This is a genomic window from Achromobacter sp. PD1 (assembly GCF_048541815.1).
GTDB lineage: Bacteria > Pseudomonadota > Gammaproteobacteria > Burkholderiales > Burkholderiaceae_B > Achromobacter > Achromobacter bronchisepticus_A.
Window position 1 is genome coordinate 2,043,486 of the sequence record NZ_CP183349.1, and the last position, 24,769, is coordinate 2,068,254.

Consider the following 24,769-nt stretch of genomic DNA (forward strand, 5'->3'; position numbering starts at 1 on the left):
GTATCAGCCTGCGGCGCGTTCCGCGGCTTCGATGGTGTTGACCAGCAGCATGGCGATGGTCATGGGACCCACGCCGCCCGGAACGGGGGTGATGGCGCCCGCCACTTCCTTGGCCGAGGCGAAGTCCACGTCGCCGCACAGCTTGCCGTCAGCGCCGCGGTTGATGCCCACGTCGATGACGACCGCGCCGGGCTTGATCATCGAACCGTCGATCATGCCGGGCTTGCCGGTGGCGACCACCAGCACGTCGGCGCGGCGGGTCTGGGCCGCCAGGTCGCGGGTCTTGGAATTGCAGATGGTGATGGTGGCGCCGGCCTGCAGCAGCAGCATCGCCATGGGCTTGCCGACGATGTTGCTCGCGCCCACGATCACGGCTTCGGCGCCACGCAGCGTCACGCCTTCCGATTCCAGCATCTTCATCACGCCATAGGGCGTGCAGGGGCGGAACAGGGGCTGGCCGGTCATGAGCAGGCCGGCGTTGCTGATATGGAAGCCGTCCACGTCCTTCTCGGCCGCGATGGCTTCGATGACCTTGTGGGAGTCCATGTGCTTGGGCAGCGGCAACTGCACCAGGATGCCGTGGATGGTCGGGTCCTGGTTCAGGATGGCGATGCGGGCCAGCAGCTCGGCCTCGGTCATGTCCGCGGGGTACTGTTCCTTGACGGAATGCAGGCCGGCCTTTTCGCAGGCCGCTACCTTATTGCGGACGTACACCTGGGAAGCGGGGTCTTCACCCACCAGCACCACGGCCAGGCCGGGGCGGGTGCCCTTGGCGGCCAGGGCCGCAACGCGTTGGGCAGCTTCTTCGCGAATGCGCGCCGACAGGGCCGCGCCGTCGATAATCCTTGCAGTCATTCGGCGGCCTCCGCGCTACGCGCTGCGGTATTCGCCTTGGGATCGGCCCGGCGGCTCATGCCGTCGCCTCGGGTTTGGCCAAGGCCACTTTCATCAAATCAGCTACGGTGGTCACTTCAAGTTTTTCCATGATGTTGGCGCGGTGCGCCTCTACGGTCTTGATGCTGATGCCCAGGTCGTCGGCGATCTGCTTGTTCAAGCGGCCCGCGACGATGCGCTCCAGCACCTGCTGCTCGCGCGCGGTCAGGCGCGCCAGCATGGCTTCGTGGTCTTTCTGGGCCTGGTGCTTGCTCACGCGCTGCGTGGCCTGCTCCAGCATGCGCGCCACGATCTCGCGCAAATCGGATTCATTGAACGGCTTTTCCAGGAAGTCGACCGCGCCTTTCTTCATGGTGGACACGGCCATCGGCACGTCGCCGTGGCCGGTGATGAACACGATGGGCAGCGGGGCATTGCGGGCGATCAACTGTTCCTGCAGTTCCAGGCCGCTCATGCCGGGCATGCGCACGTCGGCGATCAGCACGCCGATCTGGCTGGCGTCGTAGTCTTCCAGGAAGGACTCGCCGCTGGCGTAGGCGCGAACGCGATAGCCATTGGCCTCCAATAGCCAGCGCAGCGAATCGCGGACCGCTTCGTCGTCGTCAACAATGAAAACCGTGCTCGACAGGTGGGGCGTGTTCATGCGTGCAACTCCTCGGACTGATCGTTCTGGGCCTGCGACTGGGGTGCAGCGCAGGGCAGGGTAAAGCGGAAAATGGTGCCGCCGGCGGGATTGGGATCCGCCCACAAGCGGCCATGGTGCGATTCAATAATGGTACGGCAGATGTTCAGCCCCATGCCCAGGCCCTGGGTCTTGGTGCTGAAGAAGGGTTCGAACAGGCGTTCGGGTTCGGCCAGGCCGTGGCCGCGGTCCACGACCGCGACCTCGATGTGCTGTTCGTGCAGGATCACGGCGACCTTGAGTTCGTCGGATTCGCTGTTTTCCATGGCCTCCAGCCCGTTCTTCAGCAGGTTCAACAGCACCTGCTCGATCAGGATGGGGTCGGCCAGCACGTCCGGCGCGTTCGACGGCACAAAGCGGTCGATGCGGATGCGGCGCTTGCGGGCGTCGATCTCGGCGAAGCCGATGGCATTGTCGACGATCCGGCTGATGGTCACGCGCTGGCGGCGGGGCTCGCTGCGCTTCACGAATTCGCGGATGCGGCTGATGATCTTGCCGGCGCGCTCGGCCTGCGAGGCGGCCTTTTCCAGGGCCGGCAGCAGCATGTTGGGGCTGGTGTGGCCGGCCTTGACCAGGGCGACCGCGCCCATGCTGTAGTTGGCGATGGCGGTCAGCGGCTGGTTCAGTTCATGCGCCAGCGAGGAGGCCATTTCGCCCATGGTGGTCAGGCGGCTGGTGAGCTGGATCTTTTCCTGCTGCACGCGCGAGGCTTCCTCGTGCACGCGGCGCTCGGTGATGTCGCGCGCCACCTGCATGCGCACGCGGCGGCCGTCGGTCCAGGCCAGCATGCGGTGGTGCACTTCGAACCAGCGCTGAACCGAGGGCGCGAAGACTTCGACGGATTCGTCGGTGAAGCGGCCGCGGCGGCCGGCCAGCAGCTCGTCGTGGCCGCCGGTCTGCGCGCCGAACACGCGGCGGTAGGTGCGGTTGGCGAACAGCAGCTCCAGGCCGTCGTGGGTGTCGGCGGTGACCGAGATGGCGTCGTCCAGGCCTTCCAGCACCGTCATGAAGCGTTCGTGCGCGGCGGTCAGGGCCTCGCGGATGCGCTTGGGCTCGGTGATGTCGGTCATGGAGGTCATCCAGCCGATCTGGTTGCCGTTCGGGTCCAGCAGCGGGGACACGTACATCCGCGCCGTGAAACGCGAACCGTCGCGGCGCTGCGCCTCGACTTCCAGGCCGCTGCTGGGCGTCTTGCCGGACATCAGCACGTCCAGGGTGTGCTGGTGCTGTTCGTGGCGACCCGGCACCCAATAAGGGAAGGGCGGGCTGCGGCCGATCAGGTCGGCCTCGTTCCAGCCGATCATGCGGCAGAAGGCCGGATTCACGTAGGCGATGCGGCCTTCCATGTCCAGCACCCGCATGCCGGTGGACATGGAGTTCTCCATGGCGCGGCGGAAGCCCGTCTCGGCGATCAGGGCGGCTTCGGCCGCCGAGCGGAAACGGGTATAGCGCCACAGCATCAGCAGGCTGATGACGATCACACAGGACAGGGCCAGCACCACCCAGATCAGGCGCTGCTGGCGCATTTCCTGGTCGATGGTGACAAACATGACGCTGTCGTCATGGATGCGTTGCAGCCAGAAGAACACCGCCATCACACAGATATAGAGGATCAGCACCATGGCTGGCGTGACCCAGTACACCCCGCGTCGGCGAGTGCGGGCGTGATCGTGGAATGGCGTAGGAATATTGGACTTGGGCGCGCTGGACATGGAATTCGGGCCGGATAGACCGCGCATTTTAGTGCGTGTTGGCAGGGATTTGCCGGGAATCGACTCGTCCTTTTGGAGTCCCTGGGTAAAAGTATGACGCCAAAGCGTTCAGCTTGCTTTAAATTTTTCGTATTATGAAATGCCGTACCGCAACATGAAATTTTGCTTGCGACCGGTTAACCTTCTTTCTTAGAATGCCCGCTGATAGGGAACCGACCCAGTAGCAGGTCTCTAGAACAACCCGACCCCATGCCTTGCATGGTAGCCCGGATGATCCCGGCTACCATGCAAGGTCCGCGAGTAGATAAGTAAGCGGGTGCGGTCACGAACAATCCAACAGGAGACACACGATGTCCTCTTACGCCCAGGCTGGCGCCGTACAGGCTGCCAACGACGAAGACACCCTTGAAACCCAGGAGTGGCTCGAAGCCCTGGCGGCTGTCCTTGATCGTGAAGGACCGCAGCGCGCCCACTATCTGCTCGAACGCCTGATCGACGAAGCCCGCCGTTCCGGCGCGCATATCCCGTTCTCGCCCAACACCGCCTACGTCAACACGATTCCCCCCGGCCTGGAGCCGGCCCACCCGGGCAACCTGGAGCTGGAATCGCGCATCCGCTCGTACGTGCGCTGGAACGCCATGGCCATGGTGGTCAAGGCCAACAAGCACAACCCGCCGGACGGCGGCGACCTGGGCGGCCACATCGCCTCCTTCGCCTCGCTGGCCACCATGATCGGCTGCGGCCAGAACCACTTCTGGCACGCCGAAGACGAAAACCACGGCGGCGACCTGGTCTACTTCCAGGGCCACACGTCGCCCGGCATGTACGGCCGCGCCTACCTCGAAGGCCGCCTGACCGAAGACCAGCTGAACCACTTCCGCCAGGAAGTGGACGGCAAGGGCCTGTCCTCGTACCCGCATCCGAAGCTGATGCCGGACTTCTGGCAGTTCCCGACGGTGTCGATGGGCCTGGGCCCGCTGATGGCCATCTACCAGGCCCGCTTCCTGAAGTACCTGCACGCCCGCGGCATCGCCGACACCAGCAAGCGCAAGGTCTGGGTGTTCTGCGGCGACGGCGAAATGGACGAACCCGAATCGCTGGGCGCCATCGCCCTGGCTGCCCGCGAAAAGCTGGACAACCTGATCTTCGTCATCAACTGCAACCTGCAGCGCCTGGACGGTCCGGTGCGCGGCAACGGCAAGATCATCCAGGAACTCGAAGGCGACTTCCGCGGCTCGGGCTGGAACGTGATCAAGCTGATCTGGGGCGGCTACTGGGATCCGCTGCTGGCGCACGACAAGGAAGGCATCCTGCGCAAGATCATGGAAGACACCGTCGACGGCGAGTACCAGGCGTACAAGGCCAACGACGGCAAGTTCGTGCGCGAACACTTCTTCGGCAAGCATCCGAAGCTGCTGGAAGCCGTGTCGCGCATGAGCGACGAAGACATCTGGCGCCTGAACCGCGGCGGCCATGACCCGCACAAGGTGTACGCCGCGTTCAACGCCGCCGCCACCCACGAGGGCCAGCCCACCGTCATCCTGGCCAAGACCATCAAGGGCTACGGCATGGGCCACGTCGGCCAGGCCAAGAACCCGACCCACCAGCAGAAGAAGCTGGAGCTGGACTCGATCCGCGAATTCCGCGACCGTTTCGGCATCCCCATTCCGGACGACCAGCTGGCCGACCTGCCGTACTTCAAGCCGGCCGAAGACTCGCCCGAAATGAAGTACCTGCACGAGCGCCGCGCCGCGCTGGGCGGCTATCTGCCGCGCCGCCGCGCCAAGGCCGACGAGCACCTCAAGGCTCCCGCCCTGGACGCCTTCAAGGCCGTGCTGGAACCCACCGCCGAAGGCCGTGAAATCTCCACCACCCAAGCCTTCGTGCGCATCCTGAACCAGGTGCTGCGCGACAAGGAGCTGGGTCCGCGCGTCGTGCCGATCCTGGCCGACGAATCGCGTACCTTCGGCATGGAAGGCCTGTTCCGCCAGATCGGCATCTACGCGCCGGAAGGCCAGAAGTACACCCCGGTCGACAAGGACCAGGTCATGTACTACAAGGAAGCGGCCGACGGCCAGCTCCTGCAGGAAGGCATCAACGAAGCGGGCGCGATGAGCTCCTGGATTGCGGCGGCCACGTCGTACTCCTCGAACAACCGCATCATGATCCCGTTCTTCATCTACTACTCGATGTTCGGGTTCCAGCGCATCGGCGACCTGGCCTGGGCGGCCGGCGACATGCAGGCGCGCGGCTTCCTCCTGGGCGGCACCGCCGGGCGCACCACGCTCAACGGCGAAGGCCTGCAGCACGAAGACGGCCACAGCCACATCCTGGCGTCCACCATCCCGAACTGCGTCTCGTACGACCCGACCTTCGGCCACGAACTGGCCGTGATCATCCAGCATGGCTTGAAGCGCATGGTGGAAGACCAGGAAAACGTCTACTACTACCTGACGGTGATGAACGAAAACTACCCGCAGCCCGGTCTGACCCAGGGCGACGAGGAAGGCATCATCAAGGGCATGTACAAGCTCAAGTCGCACGGCAAGGGCAAGAACCGCGTGCAGCTGATGGGCTCGGGCACCATCCTGCGCGAAGTCATGGCCGCGCAAGAACTGCTGGAAGCCGACTGGGGCGTGGCTTCGGACCTCTGGAGCGTCACCAGCTTCACGGAACTGCGCCGCAACGGCCTGGACGCCGAACGCCACAACATGCTGCACCCCGACGAAAAGAAGCCGCAGGTGGCTTACGTCACGGAACAGCTGGCCAAGACGGAAGGCCCGATCATCGCGTCGACCGACTACATGAAGCTCTTCGCCGACCAGATCCGCCCGTTCGTGCCCAAGGGCCGCGAATACAAGGTGCTGGGCACCGACGGTTTCGGCCGCTCGGATTTCCGCTCGAAGCTGCGCGAGCACTTCGAAGTGGACCGCCACTTCGTCGTGGTCGCCGCGCTGCGCGCGCTTGCCGACGAAGGCAAGGTGCCGGTTGCCAAGGTGGCTGAAGCCATCAAGAAGTACGGCATCAATCCGAACAAAGCCAACCCGCAATACGCCTGAGGGTAAAGAGACATGAGCAACATCGTGCAAATCAAGGTTCCCGACATCGGCGACTTCAAGGAAGTGGAAGTCATCGAAGTGCTGGTGGCGGTGGGCGACACGATCAAGGCCGAACAAAGCCTGATCACCGTCGAATCCGACAAGGCCTCGATGGAGATCCCCGCGTCGCAAGGCGGCGTGGTGAAGTCGATCAGCGTCAAGGTGGGCGACAAGGTTGCCGAAGGCACGGTCGTGCTGGAAGTGGAAGCGTCGGGCGCGGGCGAAGCTGCGGCCCCCGCAGCCGCGCCGGCCAAGGAAGAGGCTCCCAAGGCCGAAGCCAAGGCTGCCGCGCAGCCGGCCGCTGCCGCCGCTGCGCCGGCCGCCTCCAGCGGTCCGGTGAACATCGAAGTGCCCGACATCGGCGACTTCAAGGAAGTCGAAGTCATCGAAGTCATGGTCGCCGTGGGCGACACCATCAAGGCCGAGCAAAGCCTGATCACCGTCGAGTCCGACAAGGCCTCGATGGAAATCCCCGCCTCGCAAGGCGGCGTGGTCAAGGAAGTGAAGGTCAAGGTCGGCGACAAGGTCGCCAAGGGCTCGGTCGTGGTCGTGGTGGAGGGCGCCGCGCCCGCCGCCGCTGCCGCCGCGGCCCCGGCTCCTGCCGCCAAGGCGGAAGCCGCTGCCGCGCCCGCCGCCAAGACCGAAGCGCCGGCGCCTGCCGCGCAGCGTCCGGCTCCGGCCGCCGCGCTCGAAGACGCCAACCTCAAGCCGGGCCAGCTGCCGCACGCGTCGCCCTCGGTGCGCAAGTTCGCGCGCGAACTGGGCGTCAACCTGAGCAAGGTCAAGGGCTCCGGTCCCAAGGACCGCATCACCGCCGACGACGTGCGCGGCTTCGTCAAGCAGGCGCTCGCCGCCGGTCCGGTGGCCGCTACGGGCGGTTCGGCCGATGGCGCCGCGCTGGGCCTGTTGCCGTGGCCCAAGATCGACTTCACCAAGTTCGGCCCGATCGAAGCCAAGCCGCTGTCGCGCATCAAGAAGATCTCCGGCGCGAACCTGCACCGCAACTGGGTCATGATCCCGCACGTCACCAACAACGACGAAGCGGACATCACCGACCTGGAAGCGCTGCGCGTCACGCTGAACAAGGAAAACGAGAAGTCGGGCATCAAGGTCACGATGCTGGCCTTCCTGATCAAGGCCGTGGTCGCGGCCCTGAAGAAGTTCCCCGAGTTCAACGCCTCGCTGGACGGCGACAACCTGGTGCTCAAGCAGTACTACCACATCGGCTTCGCCGCCGACACGCCCAACGGGCTGGTAGTGCCGGTGATCCGCGATGCCGACAAGAAGGGCATCCTGCAGATCGCCCAGGAAATGACCGACCTGTCCAAGAAGGCGCGCGACGGCAAGATCTCGCCCGCCGAAATGCAGGGCGGCTGCTTCTCGATCTCGTCCCTGGGCGGCATCGGCGGCACCTCGTTCACACCCATCATCAACGCCCCTGAAGTGGCGATCCTGGGCGTGTCGCGCTCCGCGCACAAGCCCGTGTGGGACGGCAAGCAGTTCGTGCCGCGCCTGATCGTGCCGCTGTCGCTGTCGTACGACCACCGCGTCATCGACGGCGCCTCCGCCGCGCGCTTCAACGCCTATCTGGGCGCCTTGCTGGCCGACTTCCGCCGCATCGCGCTGTAAACGGGGAGCCCCATGAGCAATACCGTTCAAATCAAAGTGCCGGACATCGGCGACTTCAAGGAAGTGGAAGTCATCGAAGTGCTGGTGGCGGTGGGCGACACGATCAAGGCTGAACAAAGCCTGATCACCGTCGAGTCCGACAAGGCCTCCATGGAAATCCCCGCGTCGCAGGGCGGCGTGGTGAAGTCCATCAACGTGAAGGTCGGCGACAAGGTCGCCGAAGGCACGGTCGTGCTGGAAGTGGAAGCTGCAGCGGGTGCCGCAGCCGCCGCCGCGCCTGCCGCCAAGGAAGCCCCCAAGGCCGCCGAGGCGCCCAAGCAGGCTGCCGCGGCGCCTGCCGCCGCGCCCGCCGCGGCCAGCTTCAAGGGCTCGGCCGACGGCGAGTACGACATGCTGGTGCTGGGCGCCGGCCCCGGCGGCTACTCCGCCGCCTTCCGCGCCGCCGACCTGGGCCTGTCCGTGGTCCTGGTGGAACGCTACGACACGCTGGGCGGCGTCTGCCTGAACGTCGGCTGCATTCCGTCCAAGGCGCTGCTGCACAACGCCGCCGTCATCGACGAAGCCCGCGAACTGGCCGCCCACGGCATCAGCTTCGGCGAGCCCAAGATCGACCTGGACAAGCTGCGCGGCTACAAGGACAGCGTGGTCGCCAAGCTGACCGGTGGCCTGGCCGGCATGGCCAAGGCGCGCAAGGTCACCGTGGTGCATGGCGTGGGCGAGTTCGCCGACGCCAACCACCTGACCGTCAAGGCCGCCGACGGCAAGACCCAGACCCTGCGCTTCAAGCAAGCCATCATCGCCGCCGGCAGCCAGTCGGTGAAGCTGCCGTTCCTGCCCCAGGACGACCGCATCGTCGACTCCACCGGCGCCTTGCTGCTGCGTGAAGTCCCCAAGAAGATGCTCATCATCGGCGGCGGCATCATCGGCCTGGAAATGGGCACGGTGTACTCCACGCTGGGCGCGCGCCTGGACGTGGTCGAAATGCTGGACGGCCTGATGCAGGGCGCCGACCGCGACCTGGTCAAGGTATGGCAGAAGAAGAACGCCTACCGCTTCGACAACATCATGTTGAAGACCAAGACCGTGGGCGCCGAAGCCAAGAAGGATGGCATCTACGTCAGCTTCGAAGGCGAAGGCGCGCCCAAGGAGCCGCAGCGCTACGACCTGGTTCTCCAGGCAGTGGGCCGCAGCCCCAACGGCAAGAAAATCGGCGCTGACAAGGCTGGCATTGCCGTGACCGACCGCGGCTTCATCGAGGTCGATCGCCAGATGCGCACCAACGTGCCGCACATCTACGCCATCGGCGACATCGTCGGCCAGCCCATGCTGGCGCACAAGGCCGTGCACGAAGGCCACGTCGCCGCCGAAGCCGCCGCAGGCCAGAAGTCCTTCTTCGACGCCCGCGTCATTCCGTCGGTGGCCTACACCGATCCGGAAGTGGCCTGGGTCGGCTTGACCGAAGACGAGGCCAAGAAGCAGGGCATCAAGATCGAGAAGGGCGTGTTCCCCTGGGCCGCCTCCGGCCGCGCCATCGCCAATGGCCGCGACGAAGGCTTCACCAAGCTCATCTTCGACGCTGAAACGCATCGCATCCTGGGCGGCAGCATCGTCGGCACCCACGCCGGCGACCTGATCAGCGAACTGGCCCTGGCCGTGGAGATGGGCGCCGACGTCGTCGACATCGCCAAGACCATCCACCCGCACCCGACCCTGGGTGAATCGGTGGGCATGGCTGCCGAAGTCGCAGAGGGCGTGTGCACCGACTTGCCGCCGATGAAGAAGAAGTAATGCGCAGGAGGGCGGTCATGCCGCCCGCACAATGCAAAAGCGCCGGCCCTGGACAGGGACCGGCGCTTTTTTTTTTTGTGTGCGTATGGCGCGGCGTTCAGGCGTGCGTATCGATGCGCGAACCCAGCGTGGCGTCCACTGCCAGCACCGGCAGCGACTGCATCAGCGTCAAGGCCGTGTCCGCTTGCGCATTGAGCGCCTTCTTCAGTACGCGGGCCTGTACTTCCTGCATGAGGTTCGCGTCCTGCAGGGCCAGGGCAGTATTGACGGTGTTGCTGATCGATGCGTCCATGCTTGGGGTGTCCTAGTGTTTGGTAGGGGGCTTAAGCCGGTATTGGATTATCGCGTGGACCGCACCCGGATGCACGGGATTCGTGGCGGTCCTCACGGTCGATTCGGGCATTCCTTGATGGTGCCCCACGCGCTATTGGGTTCACAGAACTGTCGGCGTGCGGCCCAGGCGCAGTCGGGGCGATCAAAGAACCCCAGCGTTGCGCAACGTGCCAACTCACCTTTCAGCTCTTCCACCCAGGCCATGGGGTCTGCTGCGGGGATTTCGGTCATGCGCAGGGTAGACCTGGGAGCAGTGTTCACCGTGTCCACCGCCGTGCTCGCTGCCGCGCGCGACGCCGCATCGTGCTCGGGCTGCGCCTGCGAGGTGGGTTGCTGTTCAGCAGGGGCGGGCTGTGCCGTGGGCTCAGGTTGCGGTTCTGCCGAACCTGGGCCCGAACCGGAATCGGAGTCCGAATCTGGAACGGGTACTGGCACCGCCAACGACGTCAATTCCGGGTGGCCGAATACAGGTTCCGCGTTCGCAGGTGGCGCCGGTGTCAGAGGTATCCGTACCGGGCCGGCAGCCGTGGAGCCCGAAACGGTCGTATTCGGCGAGCTCCATGACACCACCAGCAAAACCAGCGCGCCATAGATTGCCAGCGTATACAGCACGGTCAATGTGGCATATCCCACGCGTTTACCCGTGATCGGCCGCGCGTCTTCGCGTCCTACCAGGGCGCGCCAGCGGACCAGTGCAGCGCCAGGCGCCGATATCAACCACCAGAACATCCGCCGTAGCGGACCGGGTTCCTGCGGCGCGGGCGCGGCCTGCGCCTGCGCCACCAGCAATTCGCGCAAGGCGCGGTTCTCTTCGCGCAGACGCAGGGTCTGCTCATCCATCGGCGCCTGGGCATCGGGATCCGGAATGCTGCTGTGCTGCGTAGCGAGTGGATCGGGAGGCGTCGCGGTCATGTTGTGAAAACTATGGATACAAAAACGTGCAGCCGCGAGTATGAGGCAATTGAGAGGAGTGAAAAAGGGGAACAGTCCGAAAAAATGGGGCTTGATTAGGACTCGAAGGGGGATTACCGCAGGAACCGGCAAAAACCTGCGTTTTTCCAACGATTTAGCCAGCGCGGCCGCTGATACTCTCGCCACACTTGCCACAGCTACTTGCCCGATGCGGAGTTTTTTTGAACGCGCCTGAGTCCTTACCCGATGGGGGTCGCGAGGTTGCGATCGCTCCCGCCTTGGCCGACCACGCCATCAACTTCCTGAGTTCGCCGGGCCACTTGCGGGCGACGGCGCATTTGTATGGTCTTTCCAGTGTGCCACTGGATCAGGCTCGCGTGCTGGTACTCGGGTGCCGCGCAGGAGCCAATGTCTTCCCTTTTGCCGCGGCCTATCCTCAAGCTCGTGTGGTCGGGATCGACCCTGACGCCGGCCAAATCGAGCTGGCGCGTCAGCATGCCGAGGGGCTGGGCTTGGGAAACGCGGAGTTCTTTGCGGCCGATTACGCCGCGGTGACGCCGGAGTTGGGCGAATTCGACTATATCGTCGCCCATGATGTCTACAGTTTGCTGGATCGCAGCCAGGCAGTCGAAATTCTGCGCATCTGCCGCCTGAACCTGTCGTTCGAAGGCATCGCGTACGTCAATTACGACACCTACCCGGGCGCGCGCGTGGACGAGGCGGTGCGCGACGCCATGTTGCTCTACGGCCATGGTGCCGACACCGCGGAAGAACAGACTGCTGCTGCCCGCACTGCTTTGACCCTATTTTCCAACGGAATGGCATCGGGTAATCCGATGGCCGGCGCCTTCGTCGCGGCTGCCGAGATTGGCAAAGCTGATCTCGATGCCGGGTTGTTCGGTTTCTCACGCCAGGCCTATTACTTCGTGGAGTTTTCGGAACTCGTGTCCGGTTACGCCTTGATCTGCGCGGGCGATGCCGAGCCGCAAATCGAGATGGCCGACACCTATGGAGGCAATGTATCGCTTGCGCATGGATTGCTGGGTCTCGGCAAGCCGCGGGTCTTGCGGCAACAGAACCTGGACTTTTCAGTCGGCCGCCGCCATCGCCGCACGCTCATCGTGCATCAGGAGCGCGCGGAGCAGGCTTCGCCGCAGATCGATGTGGCGCGTTTGATGGAATTGCGCTGGGCCGGCCGGTTCAGGCGTTGCGCGCTGGGCTTGCGCGACGTCAAGAATATCTATTTCGAAACCTCGCCAGGGCAGGTGTTCTGCACCGACGATCCCGTGGTTCAGCGTGTCCTGGATGCGCTGGGTTGCGCTTGGCCCGAGTCGCTCGATGCGGCGGGCCTGGCTGACTTCGTGGCTGCGGGGCCGTCGGTGGGCGAGGGCAAGACGGCATTTGAAGCAACGCAGGCAGCGCTGCTGTATCTGGTGCGCCGCGGACTCGTGCGTTACTCGGTGGATCGCACGCCTTACGACACGATCGGGGCGGACGCCCTGGCCGTGGTTGCGCAGGCGCTTCCCGCACTTTCAGATCGCGAGCGGGGCGGGCAGGCTCCGTTGTTCAACTGGTGGCACGAGCCAGTGACCGAGATCATCGACCGGCACGTGCTGGAACTGCTGGCTCAAGGGCAGTCCCTGGCGGCGCTGGACGCCTATGTCGAAAAAGAGAAGGCCGAGTCGAAATCGAGCGGCCCGCTTGGCGAAAAGCCGGCGACTGCGCCGCAGGGTGTGTCTCTGACTCAGCAATTGCGGATGCTGCGGCGGTCCGCCTTGGTGCTTGCCGGGCCAACACGTTGGCGCGATTTCCTGGCGGATGGCCTGGAGGCCAGCAAGGGCGAGCGCCATTCATGGATGCTCTATGTGCAGGCATTGTCGAGGTGCCTGTTGCAGCAAGTACCCCCCAAGGGACTGCGAGGCGTCACCCCTGCACAGCACAGGGAGGCCGTGGAGCTGCGGAATCTCGCGTACAAGGGCAAGGTCAGCGCCGAGACCGAGGCGCAAGTGCGCCGCCTGATCAAGCAGGCTCCCCGGAACGATGCCGCGTGGGACGCGCTGTCGTGCATTGTGCGCGACAAGGGTGAGAACACTGAATCGTTGATGGCCTTGTTGCATGCGCTGCGCCTGGATCCGACGCCTGCGCACCGCTACGCCCTGCTGGCCTTGACGCTGTTGGCGCGGGATTCGTTGGATGACGCGGAGCAGAGCGCTTTGCTGGCGCTGACGATTCACCCGAAGTACGCCTCCGCGCACAACGTCCTGGGTAGCTGCTATCACAAGGCCTCGCGCTTCTACGACGCGATTTATCACTACGGGCGCGCCCTGGAAGAGGATCCTTCGGTCGTGGATTCCCACGGCAACTTGGGTGTGGTCCTGGCGGATATCGGCGATTTCGACGGGGCGGAGAAAAAGTACAAGGAAGTGCTGCGTCTGGTACCGGACAATCCACAGGTCTGGGGTAGCCGGTTTTTCGGCTTGAATTACTTCCCCGATCGTACGGCCGAACAGATTTTCGAGGTCTACAAGGAATTCGACGAGATATTTGGCAAGCCGATGCGTAAGCATTGGTTGCCTCACCGCAACGACAAAGATTCCGGACGACGGCTGCGGATCGGCTATGTCTCGCCGGATATCCGATTCCACCCCGTGACCCTGTTTCTTGAGCCCCTGATGGCTCACCACAATCCGGATGAATTCGAGGTGCATATATATGCGCACCTGGATGTCGAGGACAAGGTCACCGAAGCGTTCAAGGGGTACGCCCAGCACTGGACGCGTACGAACGGCATGACGGACGACGCGCTGGCGCGTCGCATACGCGCCGACAAGATCGACATTCTGGTGGATCTGGCCGGCCATACCGGCAACAACCGCCTAGGCGTATTTGCGCGCAAGCCGGCTCCCATCCAGCTCACATGGTTGGGTTTCGGATGCACGACCGGCCTGACGGCCATTGACTACATTCTGAGCGATGCTGAAATGGCGCCGCCTGGATCCGACCATTTGTTCGCGGAGAAGCCTTGGCGCTTGAGCGGCAGCAATTTTGCCTACAGGCCGAAATCCGGCATGGGTGATGCAGGGCCGTTGCCGGCCCTGGCCAATGGCCATGTCCGGTTCATCACGCTCTCCAGGGCAATCCGTTTCAACGATCATCTGATTCGCACGTGGGCGGAGATCATGCGCCGGGTGCCGTCATCCAAGCTGGTGGTGGATAGCCGCAGCTACGTGTCTCCGGGACTGAGGGAAGAGCTGGAGTCGCGGTTCGCGGTACACGGTGTGCAGGCATCGCGTCTCGAAATCGGCTTTCATTCACCTCCTTGGGACCTGCTGCGCAGCGCGGACATTACGCTGGACTGTTTTCCGCACAACTCCGGAACGACGTTGTTCGAGAGCCTTTATCAAGGCCTTCCGTTCATTACGTTGGCGGGCCGGCCCGGCGTCGGCCGTATTGGCGCGTCCACCCTGATAGGCCTGGGGCGCGGCGACTGGATCGCGTCGACCGAGGCGGAATACATCGATAAGGTGGTGGCGCTGGCCAGCGATATCCCGGCCCTCGAGCGCATACGCGCCGGACTGCGTGCCGAAATGCAGGCCAGCAGCCTCATGGACGAACCCGCTTTTGCGCGCAAGGTCGAGACGGCCTTTCGCGCCATGTTCAAACAATGGTGTGAGAAACAAGCATGAAGGCGATTATTCTTGCGGGCGGCCTTGGCACGCGCATTTCCGAAGAAACGCATGTCAAGCCGAAGCCCATGGTGGAGATCGGCGGAAAGCCCATTCTGTGGCACATCATGAAGATGTACTCGGCCCACGGCGTCAATGATTTTGTGATCTGCTGCGGCTACAAGGGCTATGTCATAAAGGAGTACTTTGCCAATTACTTCCTGCATATGTCGGACGTGACGTTCGACATGGCCAACAACCAGATGGAAGTGCATCAGCGCAAGGCGGAGCCCTGGCGCGTCACGCTGGTGGATACGGGCGACGACACCATGACTGGCGGACGCCTCAAGCGCGTGGCCGCTTACGTCAAAGACGAAGATGCGTTTTGCTTTACCTATGGTGACGGGGTCGCTGACGTGGATATCTCCGCGTTGATCGCGTTCCACCGCAAGCACGGACGCTCGGCGACCGTCACGGCCGTGCAGCCCCCCGGGCGCTATGGCGCATTGAAGATGGAGAACGATCTGGTGGCGGGCTTCACGGAGAAGCCGCGCGGCGATGGCGGCCTGATCAATGGCGGTTTTTTCGTGCTCTCTCCCAAGGTCCTGCCGCTGATCGAAGGCGACCATATTTCCTGGGAAATGGAGCCATTGGAAACCCTGGCGCGCAATGGCGATCTCATGGCTTACAAGCACATGGGTTTCTGGCAACCCATGGACACGCTGCGTGAAAAGCGCATGCTGGAATCCCTGTGGGAAGCGGGCAAGGCGCCCTGGAGGGTGTGGTGATCAGCGACGCCGCCAGCTTCTGGCGCGGCAAGCGTGTCTTCCTGACCGGCCACACCGGCTTCAAGGGGGGCTGGATGGCGCTGTGGCTACGTCTGCTGGGGGCGGAAGTATGCGCCGCGTCGCTGGCCCCGCCTGTCGGTCAGACCAGCCTGTTTGAGGCAGCCGGCATCGCGCGCGTGCTGGACAGCCACATTCTCGATATCCGCGATGCGGCAGGGCTGGCTGCGCTCGTACGCCAAGCGCAACCTGAAATCGTGCTGCACTTGGCAGCCCAGCCGCTGGTCCGCGCCAGCTATCGCGAACCGCTGCAGACCTTCGGCACCAACGTAATGGGGACGGCGCATGTCCTGGATGCGCTGCGCGGCGTGCCGGACGCGCGCGTGGCGCTGTGCATCACGACCGACAAGGTCTATCGCAACGAGGAGTGGCCGCATCCGTATCGCGAGGGCGACGCCTTGGGCGGACACGACCCCTACAGCGCCAGCAAGGCTGCCGCCGAACTGGTCGCGGCCTGTTACCGCGATGCGTTCCTGGCGCAACAGGGTGTCGCAGTTGCAACTGCCCGGGCGGGAAATGTCATAGGCGGCGGCGATTGGTCCGAAGACCGTTTGCTGCCGGATGCTGTGCGGGCCTGGCAGGCGCAGGACAAGCTTGAAATCCGCAACCCGGGATCGGTTCGCCCCTGGCAGCATGTCCTCGAGCCCCTGACCGGGTATCTGCGCCTGGCGCGAACGCTATGGGATCGTCCCGACTTGGCCGGTCCGTACAATTTCGGGCCTCCGTCGCACGAGGCGGCCACGGTGCGCGAAGTCGTCGAGCTTGCCCGCGACGCCTATGGCAGCGGCGACGTGGCTTACGGTACGGAGGTCCAGGGGCCTCACGAAGCTGGCCTGCTGACGCTCGATACTTCGCGCGCGCGTTCCATTCTGCAGGTGCAGGCGCGTTGGAGCCTGTCCCGTTCAGTGACTGAAACAATGCAGTGGTACCGCGCCCAATACGAAGGCGCGGACGCGCGCGCCTTGTGCGAGGCGCAGATAGAGGCTTACGGCCCTCCGTGACCCTGGCGTGAGTCCTCGCGACACCGCCTAGACAAGAACACCTGGTTTTAGAGAAATAGCATGAGTCCTAACGAAATTCGGGCGCAGATCGCCCTGCTGGTCGACCAGTATCACGAGGCCCAGGAGCGCGAGCGCGCAGCCTTCGCTCCAGGAAAGACCGTTGTGCCGCCTTCGGGCAAGCTGATCGGCGCGGCCGAGCTCAAGTCCATGGTCGAGGCATCGCTGGACGGTTGGCTGACGACGGGCCGCTTCAATGACGCCTTCGAACAACGCCTGGCCCAGTATCTGGGCGTAAAGCACCTGATCACCGTCAACTCCGGGTCCTCGGCCAATCTGGTGGCATTTTCCACGCTCACTTCGCCGAAATTGGGCGAACGGGCTATCCGGCGGGGCGATGAAGTGATCGGCGTGGCGGCCGGCTTTCCCACCACGGTCAACCCGATTCTGCAATTTGGCGCCGTGCCCGTGTTTGTGGACGTGGAACTCGGCACCTACAACGTGGACGCCAGCCTGCTGGAGGCCGCGATCACCCCCCGCACCAAGGCCATCATGCTGGCGCACACGCTGGGCAACCCGTACAACCTGGACGTCGTGACCGCCTTGTGCAGGAAGTACGGGCTGTGGCTCATCGAAGACTGTTGCGATGCCTTGGGTTCGACCTACAACGGCCGCATGGTCGGAACCTTCGGTGATATCGGCACGCTCAGCTTCTATCCCGCGCATCACATCACGATGGGCGAGGGCGGGGCGGTCTTCACGAACGACCCGCACCTGAAGATGATCGCGGAGTCGTTCCGCGACTGGGGCCGCGACTGCTACTGCGGGCCCGGCAAGGACAATACCTGCGGACGGCGCTTCTGCCAGAAGCTGGGCAGCCTGCCCGAAGGCTACGACCACAAGTACACCTATTCGCACATCGGCTACAACCTGAAGATCACCGACATGCAGGCCGCTTGCGGTCTGGCGCAGTTGGACCGGGTCGAGGAGTTCGTGACGCAGCGCAAGGCCAATTTCCGCTTTCTGAAAGAGCGGCTGGCCTCCTGCGAGGAATTCCTGATCCTGCCCGAGGCCACGCCCGGTTCCGATCCTTCCTGGTTCGGCTTCCCGATCACGTTGCGGCCCGAAGCCGAAGTGCGCCGCGTCGACCTGCTGACGTACCTGGACCAGGACAAGATCGGCACGCGCTTGCTGTTCGCCGGCAACCTGACCCGCCAACCCTCGATGGTCGGCCAGCATTACCGCGTGGCAGGCGAGCTGACGAACACCGAAATCATCATGAACAACACGTTCTGGATCGGCGTGCAGCCTGCGTTGACTCCCGAGATGTTGGACTATGCCGCCAGCCGCATCGAGCTGTTCTTCGGCGTCGGGCTCTGACATGGAAGCCAGGGCCTTGGATATTCCGGGCTGCTACTTGTTCAGCCTTCCGCGCTTTCCCGATGCACGCGGCGAATTCCGCAAGCTTTTGCACGCGCCCACGCTGACCGCCTTGGGGTTGGAAGCCGACTATGCCGAATCCTATGTATCGGTATCGCATCGCGGCGTCTTGCGGGGCCTGCATTTCCAGGCGCCGCCGTCGGATCATGCCAAGCTCGTGACCTGCGTGTCGGGCCGGGCGCGCGATGGCTTGCTGGACCTGCGGCGGGGGTCGCCGACGTTCAGACAGTCCCTGTCCTTGATCCTGGACGGCGATGAGCCGCAAGCGGTTTATGTGCCCCGAGGCGTCGCCCATGGATTTGCCGCGCACCGGGACCAGACGGCATTGCTCTATTACACGACATCGGTTCACGATCCATCGCGGGACGCGGGTGTCGACCCGCGCAGCGCCGGCATCGACTGGTGGGCTGGCGAATCAGGCATGAAAGAACCCATCATGTCGCCGCGCGATGCCGGCCTGCCTGCGCTGGACGATTTCATCACCCCCTTTACGTACGCAGGGGCGCCATGACGTCGCGGGTACTGCTTACCGGAGCCCGCGGATACGCGGGCGGGGCGGTTGCCGCACGCTTGCGCGCTCATGGCGTGGACGTCGTCACCGCGGGCCGGGCGCCGTCGGATGACATCCGCCTGGACCTGTCGGACCCGGACGCCGTGGCCGGCTTGGCACTCCCGGATGGCTTGGACGCCTGCATCCATGCTGCGGCGATGCACGAGGTGGCTTGCCGCGCCAATCCGTCATTGGCTTATGTCGTCAATGTCGCGGGAACCCGGGCTCTGTTGGAGGCCTGCGCGCGCGCGGGGATCGAGCGCCATGCCTATGTTTCCACTTTCCACGTGTTCGGGCGGCCCGCGGCGCTGTTGGACGAGCTTGCGCCCGCCGTGCCTGCCAACGACTACGGACTGACCCATAGGCAGGCAGAAGAGTTGTACGCCCTGGCTGCGAGGGAGCAAGGCATGTCAGTGGACATCTTGCGGCCCGCGAATCTCTTCGGGGTGCCCGCTCGCTGGACAGGCTTCGACCGCTGGACCCTGGCGCCATTTGATTTCTGCCGCCAGGCGGTGGCAAACGGCCGGATCGTCCTGCATGGGCAAGGCGAAGCGCGGCGTAACTACTTGAGCGTGGAGCATTTCGCACAGGTGCTGGCGCGGCGTCTGCCAGGCGCCGGTTCCGGCGTGCTGCATGTGGCGGGGGCTGACTGGTTGATCCGCGATCTCGCGGGCCTGGCCGCGTCTCGTGCCACGCGACTCCTGGGCAGGAACATTCCGGTACAGTTCGGCTCGGCTGAGGAGCTGCCCGCGCCTGACTATCAATTCATGTCACGGCATGAGGCTGCGGAGGGTGGCGATGCCAATGACGCCATGGCGATGTTCTTCGACAAGACCCTGGCACATCTGATGGAAGAGAAGCGATGAATCGGCTATCCGTCCTGGCAAAGATCTCCCCCTTGGCCGATATCGAGCAATCGGTGCGAGGCAACAGTGTCACGGTGGGCGACCACGTCACGATAGACAGTTTCGTGAAGATCAAATTCGCCGGCGGTGACGGTGATGTGCTCATCGGCGACCATGTCTACCTGAATTCCGGCGTGGTCATCTATTCAGGCAACGGCGTCGACATTGGCCGCGGAACCCTGATCGCGGCCAATACTACGCTGGCGCCCACCAACCACGAGTATCGCCGCAGCGATCTGACCATCATCGAGCAGCGGTTCATGCCCAGCAAAGGCGGCATCCTGATCGAAGAGGATTGTTGGATCGGCGCCAACTGCGTGCTGTTGGATGGCTGTATATTGCGGCGCGGTTGCGTCGTCGCGGCGGGGACGGTGCTGCGTGGCGAATGGCCGGAATATGCGGTGATCGCAGGCAGCCCGGCAGCGGTGATACGTCATCGCACCCCGGATGCGTATTGAAAATCTATTGGAGTACAACAGGTGAAAGCAAACAAGAAGACTGCGCCTAAGCCCGCCACCGGCCAGACGATGAGCGTGGATGACGCTTTTGGCGTCGCAGCGCGCGCGTGGCACGAGAACCGGCAGGCGGACGCCGCTCAAATTTGCAGGCAGATCCAGGCGATCCGCCCTGAGCATCAGGGCGTCAAGCATTTGAACCTGACGCTGCAGCATGGTGTGCGGGGCCTGGTTTTCACGGCGCTCGGTTTGGTTGATCCGGATATTTACAGCGTTGGCGACTTTTCCTACGGCGTACCGTCGGTATTTCCACACAATCAACCCCATGAGCCTGCCCGATTGTCGATCGGGAATTTTTGTACGATCGGCCACCACGTTGAGATTATTCTAGGAGCCTATCACCGCCAGGATACGTATACGATCTATCCCTTCTCGGCGCCGCACTTCGGCACCTTGTTCGCCTCCACGCAGTCAATCGCGGATTACTCCACGACACGGGGCGGAGTAACGATTGGGCATGATGTCTGGATTGGCGCCGGTGCCAAGATCATGTCTGGCGTGACGATTGGCACGGGTGCCGTGATTGGCGCTGGCTCCGTCGTGTCACGCGATGTCGGTAGCTACGAAATCTGGGCTGGCAACCCTGCGCAGTTTCGGCGGAGACGCTTCGACGTAGCGGTATCGGACCGACTCATGCGTGCGCGCTGGTGGGATTGGCCGAAGGACCTGATCGAACGCTATGCGCGTGACATCATGCATGGCACGCCAGAAGCGCTCGAAGCGCTGGAGCAGGGCCATGAGGAATGGCTGACGAGGTTGAGCGCGCAGGTGACCGCGCCCTTCGAAGCGCTGAGAGGGCACTCCGGGCTAATTCGAGCGCGTCGTAGCGCCGGTTGGCGCGAAGGGCGCGCGACGTGGATTGTGCTGCACGGTTCGCTGGGCAGTATCGCCACCGTACAAGGCTTTGAATCCCACCTGCCCGATGCCAATCTGCTGTTCGTGGATATGCCAGGTTGTGGCGCCAGCACGGCGCCGCTGGACATGTCTGTCAACGGGTTTGTGGATGAGCTGTTGCCCGCGTTGTTGGCGGCGGCGCCATCAGGCTTTGGCATGCTGGGCGTGTCCTTCGGCGGCAGTGTTTCCTTGGAGATTGCGCGTCGGACGCCCCTGTGCAAGCAGGTAGTACTTCTTGATACGCCGTTCTCGGCCGCGAAACTATGGCATAACCACGCATTTTTGCGGGGAGCTATCGCAGCTCGCCCGGACGACCGGTACTTGCGTAGCTTCGCTCTGGAGATCTATGGCGTCACACCTACGGCAGCGGTCGAGCGCGATTATTGGTCTTTGATGGATGGCGTCGTGCAGTCGGTGACGGTCGTAACTGGCAATGTGTCGATGCAGCCTCCCCGTCAGATGCCGCCCGTGCCATGCTGCTTGGACGAAGACGACTTGATGCGCCTGGATGCTCTGGGTTGCCGATTGGAGCGCATCCCGGGTGGTCATGATTTGATCAACGATAGTCCCGCCGCTGTCGCGGCTGTATTGCGCTCAGTGCAACTGTAGGTCTGAGTTAAGCATTCCAATGCGACGCTGAGTAGGGAAGACATGCTGCAAGCATAAGGAGCGAATCAGTAACTCGCTCCTTTTTTGCGTCTGCGGCGCGCGCTTATTGCGGAAGATCCACACATAAAAAAAACCAGCCCGAAGGCTGGCTTTTCTTGTTCCGCTGGAGTGTGGAGCCGTCCCGCAACTCCACACCCCGGGGAGGGGGCGGTTCGCTGGAATTAACGCAGCAGCGACAGAACCGTTTGCGGCACTTGGTTGGCTTGAGCCAGAACCGAGGTGCCAGCCTGTTGCAGGATCTGAGCCTTGGTCATGTTCGACACTTCCGTAGCGTAGTCGGCGTCTTGAATACGCGAACGAGCGGCGGACAGGTTGTTGATCGTGTTGTTCAGGTTGGCAACAGTCGACTCGAAGCGGTTCTGGATCGCGCCCAGGTCGCTGCGCAGGTTGTCGACTTGCGACAGGGCCTTGTCGATGGCTGCCAGCGGGTTGCTGGTGGCGGCGAACGTCGAGGCCGTCGCATCCTTGGCGCCAACGGTAAGCGTTCCATTGGCTGCAACGCTCAGGTCCGACGGCTTGACCGACACGTACATCTTTTGGCCAGCAGTGACGCCCGGCTTCGTCGCGCCAGTGCCTGCGGTGACTTCGACGAACAAGTTGCCCTTGCTGTCTTTGACCAGCGAACCGGAGGTCGGTGCGTTGGTGCCAGAGCCCAGATCGGAAGCGTTGTTGATGGTGACAGCGTTCGTGGCACCGGTGGTGACGCTGCCGGTGGCGAGGCTCAGGAAGCTTTCGACGTCGCTGTTGGCAGCGGCGGAAGTCGTACCTTGCGGGCCGTTCAGGCTCAGCTTTTCCAGACCCAGCGACTTGGCATCGATCTTTTCCAGATTGATGGTGATCGTTTCGTTGTCGTTGGCGCCGACTTGGATCGTCAGCGTGTTGTCCTTGGCCAGAACCTTGACGCCGTTGAACTGGGTCTGTTCCGACACGCGGGTGATTTCGCCCAGGCGTTGCGAGATTTCAGCTTGGATCGAGTCCAGGTCGGTCTGCGAGTTCGTGCCGTTGGTGGCTTGAACCGACAGTTGGCGGATGCGCTGCAGGTTGTTGTTGACTTCGTTCAGCGCGCCTTCGGTCGTTTGAGCGATCGAGATGCCGTCGTTGGCGTTACGGGCGGCTTGGGTCAGGCCGTTCACGTTGGCGGTGAAGCGGTTGGCGATGGCTTGGCCAGCGGCGTCGTCCTTGGCGCTGTTGATGCGCAGGCCCGAGGACAGGCGCTCAATGGCGCTGCCCAGGGTCGATTGCGATTTGTTCAGGTTGTTCTGTGCAACCAGGGACAGGTAGTTGGTATTGATGACTGCCATGTGAGGCTCCCAAGAGAGAAAGGCTTCTTCAAACTGGGCAGCAAGGCCGCCCACTGGTGTTAACGGGAAAGTTCGTCGACTTCTTGTCTAGGAATCTCTCCGTTGCCAGGATTACGGCAGTCCAAAATCAATCTTTAGCGCTATTTCGCGAAAGTCGACATTTTTCTTCCATCCGGTCGGAGAAGGCGGGCATTCGACCCAAGTCGGGCAACTACCGCCGATGCGGCGCCCTTAATGCAAGCCACCAGTCTTTGGAAGTTTGCAGACCACGCGTGCCCTCGGTTCTCTATCCATCGTCTCTTTAGGCGTCGCGCAATGAGAAACGGACGCGAGGTGCGTCCGTTATGTTGAGAGCCTTTAGTGGCCAGGGGGGGCAAAGGTGCCTCGCCGCGCGACGTCCTTCTATATCACCTGCGCAATCTGCCCGTCCTGGGGCAGTTCCTGCCAAGCCTGTTCCTTCAGCTTCGCCCGTATCCGCGCCGTCGCCTGCGACCTTAGTTGGCACACCCGTGCCTCGGTCACATTCAGGATCGCGCCGATTTCCTTCAGGTTCAGTCCTTGCTCGTAGCAAAGTGACAACAGCAACTTTTCACGCTCGGGCAGGGCGTCGATCGCGTGGATCAGCGCCTGGCGGAAGTCCCCGGCCAGCAGCGAATCCAGCGGATTGCCGCCGGCCGCGCCATGGTTCAGGGTGGCCGCCCAGTCGGATTGACCGCCAGCCGAATCGGGCTCGGTGGTGAAGTCTTCGTAGTGCACGATTTGCACGCCCTGGGCGTCGTGCAACAGTGTTTGATAGTCACCCAGGGGCATGTCGAGCTGCTGCGCGATTTCGGCTTCGCTTGGTGCGCGCATCAAACGTTGTTCGAGCTGTTGGATGGCCTGTTCGATCTTGCGCGCCTTGGCGCGCACGCTGCGGGGCAGCCAATCCTGGCCACGCAGCTCATCCAGCATCGCGCCGCGGATGCGGGTGGTGGCGTAGGTCTCGAATTGGGCGTCGGCCGTTTCCTGGTAGCGGCGCACGGCATCGAGCAGGCCGATCATGCCGGCCTGGATCAGGTCGTCGAGTTCTACGCTGGCGGGTAGCCGGGCGAGCAATTGCAGGGCCAGCTTCCGCACTAGCGGGGCATATTCGACCAGGCTGTCATCTGCGTGAGGCATTGCGGGAGTGTCGGGCGGTGTCCATCGTGGCGCGCTGTCTGTTGTTGTCAATTTGCTACATTGTCGACAAACGCGCGGCGGCGCTGAAGCTAGGTGGATTTAGTGATCTGCAAGCTGCCATTGTCGGCAAACAACACCGTTTCATTCCTCAAAGTACGCAATGTTTTGAATGCTTATTTGCCAAATTGACGTAAAGTCGGCTGAAATTTATATGTCAAGGTGTATCGGGAAAGGTAAGTTGCGCAACATCAACAAAGTTTTGTCATATAAGTCATAGAAAATGACATTAGCTGTGGTAAATTTTACTTAAATTGCGAACAAATGATACATTTCGCATCAAAGCGGAATGCATCGAACGCAATGGCAACGGAATTCCGGTGCTTTTGCTTACACAAGCCCCCGTCGGCGGGATAGGGAATAGGGAGTTGGGCGTGCAACAAGTCGAAAATTCATTGCTGACAGACATTCGCGAAGTGAATCTGTCATATTTGTTACTGGCGCAACGTATGTTGCGGGACGATTACGCGGCATCGATGTTCCGCCTTGGATTCAGCAACGAAGTTGCCGATATCCTGATGCGTCTTTCGCCCGCTCAGTTGGTCAAGCTGGCCAGCTCCAGCTCGCTGCTGTGCCGGTTCCGCTTTGACGATTACAGCCTGCTGTCCGCGCTGACCCATGACGTTCTGGGCGGTGCGTTGCAGCAAGCGCACGCCACCATCCTGCTGGCCAAGCAGCCTGTCGAAGAATTGGCCTGACGGCCTGATCATTCCATCCGGAAGCA

At 63.0% G+C, this 24,769-nt stretch carries 19 protein-coding genes; 12 read left to right on the plus strand and 7 right to left on the minus strand.

Translation table 11 applies throughout. The features are described from left to right. Positions 1 to 3: 3 nt before the first annotated feature. From folD to ACM1PE_RS09705, 3 genes are read right to left on the minus strand one after another with little or no spacing between them, the layout of a single operon-like run. Positions 4 to 855: a bifunctional methylenetetrahydrofolate dehydrogenase/methenyltetrahydrofolate cyclohydrolase FolD gene (gene folD / locus ACM1PE_RS09695; protein WP_118933566.1), complete on the minus strand. Its 852-nt coding sequence runs from the start codon at positions 853 to 855 to the stop codon at positions 4 to 6. A 55-nt stretch (positions 856 to 910) separates the two neighbouring features. Continuing rightward, the gene (locus ACM1PE_RS09700) at positions 911 to 1,537 is read right to left on the minus strand and encodes a response regulator transcription factor (RefSeq protein WP_054456641.1); all 627 of its coding nucleotides are present in this window, start codon (positions 1,535 to 1,537) and stop codon (positions 911 to 913) included. Further along, complete coding sequence (locus ACM1PE_RS09705; protein ID WP_059374396.1) at positions 1,534 to 3,288, minus strand: PAS domain-containing sensor histidine kinase; 1,755 nt, start codon at positions 3,286 to 3,288, stop codon at positions 1,534 to 1,536. Before ACM1PE_RS09705 ends, ACM1PE_RS09700 begins: the two co-directional genes overlap by 4 nt. A 350-nt stretch (positions 3,289 to 3,638) precedes the next feature. Here ACM1PE_RS09705 and aceE point away from each other — a divergent pair, with 350 nt between their 5' ends. The 3 genes from aceE to lpdA are packed head-to-tail and all read left to right on the plus strand — an operon-like array spanning position 3,639 to position 9,803. Continuing rightward, the gene (gene aceE / locus ACM1PE_RS09710; RefSeq protein WP_059374398.1) at positions 3,639 to 6,347 is read left to right on the plus strand and encodes a pyruvate dehydrogenase (acetyl-transferring), homodimeric type; all 2,709 of its coding nucleotides are present in this window, start codon (positions 3,639 to 3,641) and stop codon (positions 6,345 to 6,347) included. Positions 6,348 to 6,359: 12 nt separating this feature from the next. Continuing rightward, positions 6,360 to 8,015 carry a dihydrolipoyllysine-residue acetyltransferase gene (gene aceF / locus ACM1PE_RS09715; RefSeq protein WP_059374400.1) on the plus strand — a complete coding sequence of 552 codons (1,656 nt, stop codon included), beginning with the start codon at positions 6,360 to 6,362 and terminating at the stop codon, positions 8,013 to 8,015. A gap of 12 nt (positions 8,016 to 8,027) precedes the next feature. Next, entirely contained in the window at positions 8,028 to 9,803 is a 1,776-nt protein-coding gene (gene lpdA, locus ACM1PE_RS09720; RefSeq protein WP_419343113.1) for a dihydrolipoyl dehydrogenase, read from the plus strand. A gap of 97 nt (positions 9,804 to 9,900) precedes the next feature. On the opposite strand, the gene ACM1PE_RS09725 is transcribed toward lpdA, so the two are convergent. Next, complete coding sequence (locus tag ACM1PE_RS09725) at positions 9,901 to 10,095, minus strand: YjfB family protein (protein WP_192327428.1); 195 nt, start codon at positions 10,093 to 10,095, stop codon at positions 9,901 to 9,903. A 92-nt stretch (positions 10,096 to 10,187) separates the two neighbouring features. Next, positions 10,188 to 11,198 (minus strand): hypothetical protein, encoded by a 1,011-nt coding sequence (locus ACM1PE_RS09730; RefSeq protein ID WP_419343115.1) that lies wholly within the window; start codon positions 11,196 to 11,198, stop codon positions 10,188 to 10,190. A gap of 128 nt (positions 11,199 to 11,326) precedes the next feature. Between ACM1PE_RS09730 and ACM1PE_RS09735 the strand changes: the two genes are divergently transcribed. The 8 genes from ACM1PE_RS09735 to ACM1PE_RS09770 are packed head-to-tail and all read left to right on the plus strand — an operon-like array spanning position 11,327 to position 21,469. After that, positions 11,327 to 14,734 (plus strand): methyltransferase domain-containing protein, encoded by a 3,408-nt coding sequence (locus ACM1PE_RS09735; protein WP_419343117.1) that lies wholly within the window; start codon positions 11,327 to 11,329, stop codon positions 14,732 to 14,734. Continuing rightward, entirely contained in the window at positions 14,731 to 15,501 is a 771-nt protein-coding gene (gene rfbF, locus ACM1PE_RS09740; RefSeq protein ID WP_054456648.1) for a glucose-1-phosphate cytidylyltransferase, read from the plus strand. Before ACM1PE_RS09735 ends, rfbF begins: the two co-directional genes overlap by 4 nt. Continuing rightward, entirely contained in the window at positions 15,498 to 16,559 is a 1,062-nt protein-coding gene (gene rfbG, locus ACM1PE_RS09745; protein WP_419343118.1) for a CDP-glucose 4,6-dehydratase, read from the plus strand. Before rfbF ends, rfbG begins: the two co-directional genes overlap by 4 nt. Positions 16,560 to 16,619: 60 nt before the next feature. After that, complete coding sequence (gene rfbH, locus ACM1PE_RS09750; RefSeq protein ID WP_419343119.1) at positions 16,620 to 17,936, plus strand: lipopolysaccharide biosynthesis protein RfbH; 1,317 nt, start codon at positions 16,620 to 16,622, stop codon at positions 17,934 to 17,936. A gap of 1 nt (position 17,937) precedes the next feature. Then, positions 17,938 to 18,507 (plus strand): dTDP-4-dehydrorhamnose 3,5-epimerase family protein, encoded by a 570-nt coding sequence (locus tag ACM1PE_RS09755; protein WP_419343121.1) that lies wholly within the window; start codon positions 17,938 to 17,940, stop codon positions 18,505 to 18,507. After that, positions 18,504 to 19,412: an NAD-dependent epimerase/dehydratase family protein gene (locus tag ACM1PE_RS09760; protein ID WP_419343123.1), complete on the plus strand. Its 909-nt coding sequence runs from the start codon at positions 18,504 to 18,506 to the stop codon at positions 19,410 to 19,412. The genes ACM1PE_RS09755 and ACM1PE_RS09760 overlap by 4 nt, the downstream gene beginning before the upstream one ends. Before the next feature lie 32 nt (positions 19,413 to 19,444). Continuing rightward, entirely contained in the window at positions 19,445 to 19,909 is a 465-nt protein-coding gene (locus ACM1PE_RS09765; protein WP_419343124.1) for an acyltransferase, read from the plus strand. 21 nt (positions 19,910 to 19,930) lie between these two features. After that, the gene (locus tag ACM1PE_RS09770) at positions 19,931 to 21,469 is read left to right on the plus strand and encodes an alpha/beta fold hydrolase (protein WP_419343126.1); all 1,539 of its coding nucleotides are present in this window, start codon (positions 19,931 to 19,933) and stop codon (positions 21,467 to 21,469) included. A 221-nt stretch (positions 21,470 to 21,690) separates the two neighbouring features. On the opposite strand, the gene ACM1PE_RS09775 is transcribed toward ACM1PE_RS09770, so the two are convergent. Continuing rightward, complete coding sequence (locus ACM1PE_RS09775; protein ID WP_419343128.1) at positions 21,691 to 22,830, minus strand: FliC/FljB family flagellin; 1,140 nt, start codon at positions 22,828 to 22,830, stop codon at positions 21,691 to 21,693. Positions 22,831 to 23,232: 402 nt separating this feature from the next. Next, positions 23,233 to 23,988, minus strand: coding sequence for an RNA polymerase sigma factor FliA (locus ACM1PE_RS09780; RefSeq protein ID WP_419343130.1), 756 nt, complete (start codon positions 23,986 to 23,988; stop codon positions 23,233 to 23,235). 431 nt (positions 23,989 to 24,419) lie between these two features. Between ACM1PE_RS09780 and flhD the strand changes: the two genes are divergently transcribed. Continuing rightward, positions 24,420 to 24,743 carry a flagellar transcriptional regulator FlhD gene (gene flhD / locus ACM1PE_RS09785; RefSeq protein ID WP_013393369.1) on the plus strand — a complete coding sequence of 108 codons (324 nt, stop codon included), beginning with the start codon at positions 24,420 to 24,422 and terminating at the stop codon, positions 24,741 to 24,743. Positions 24,744 to 24,769: the final 26 nt, after the last annotated feature.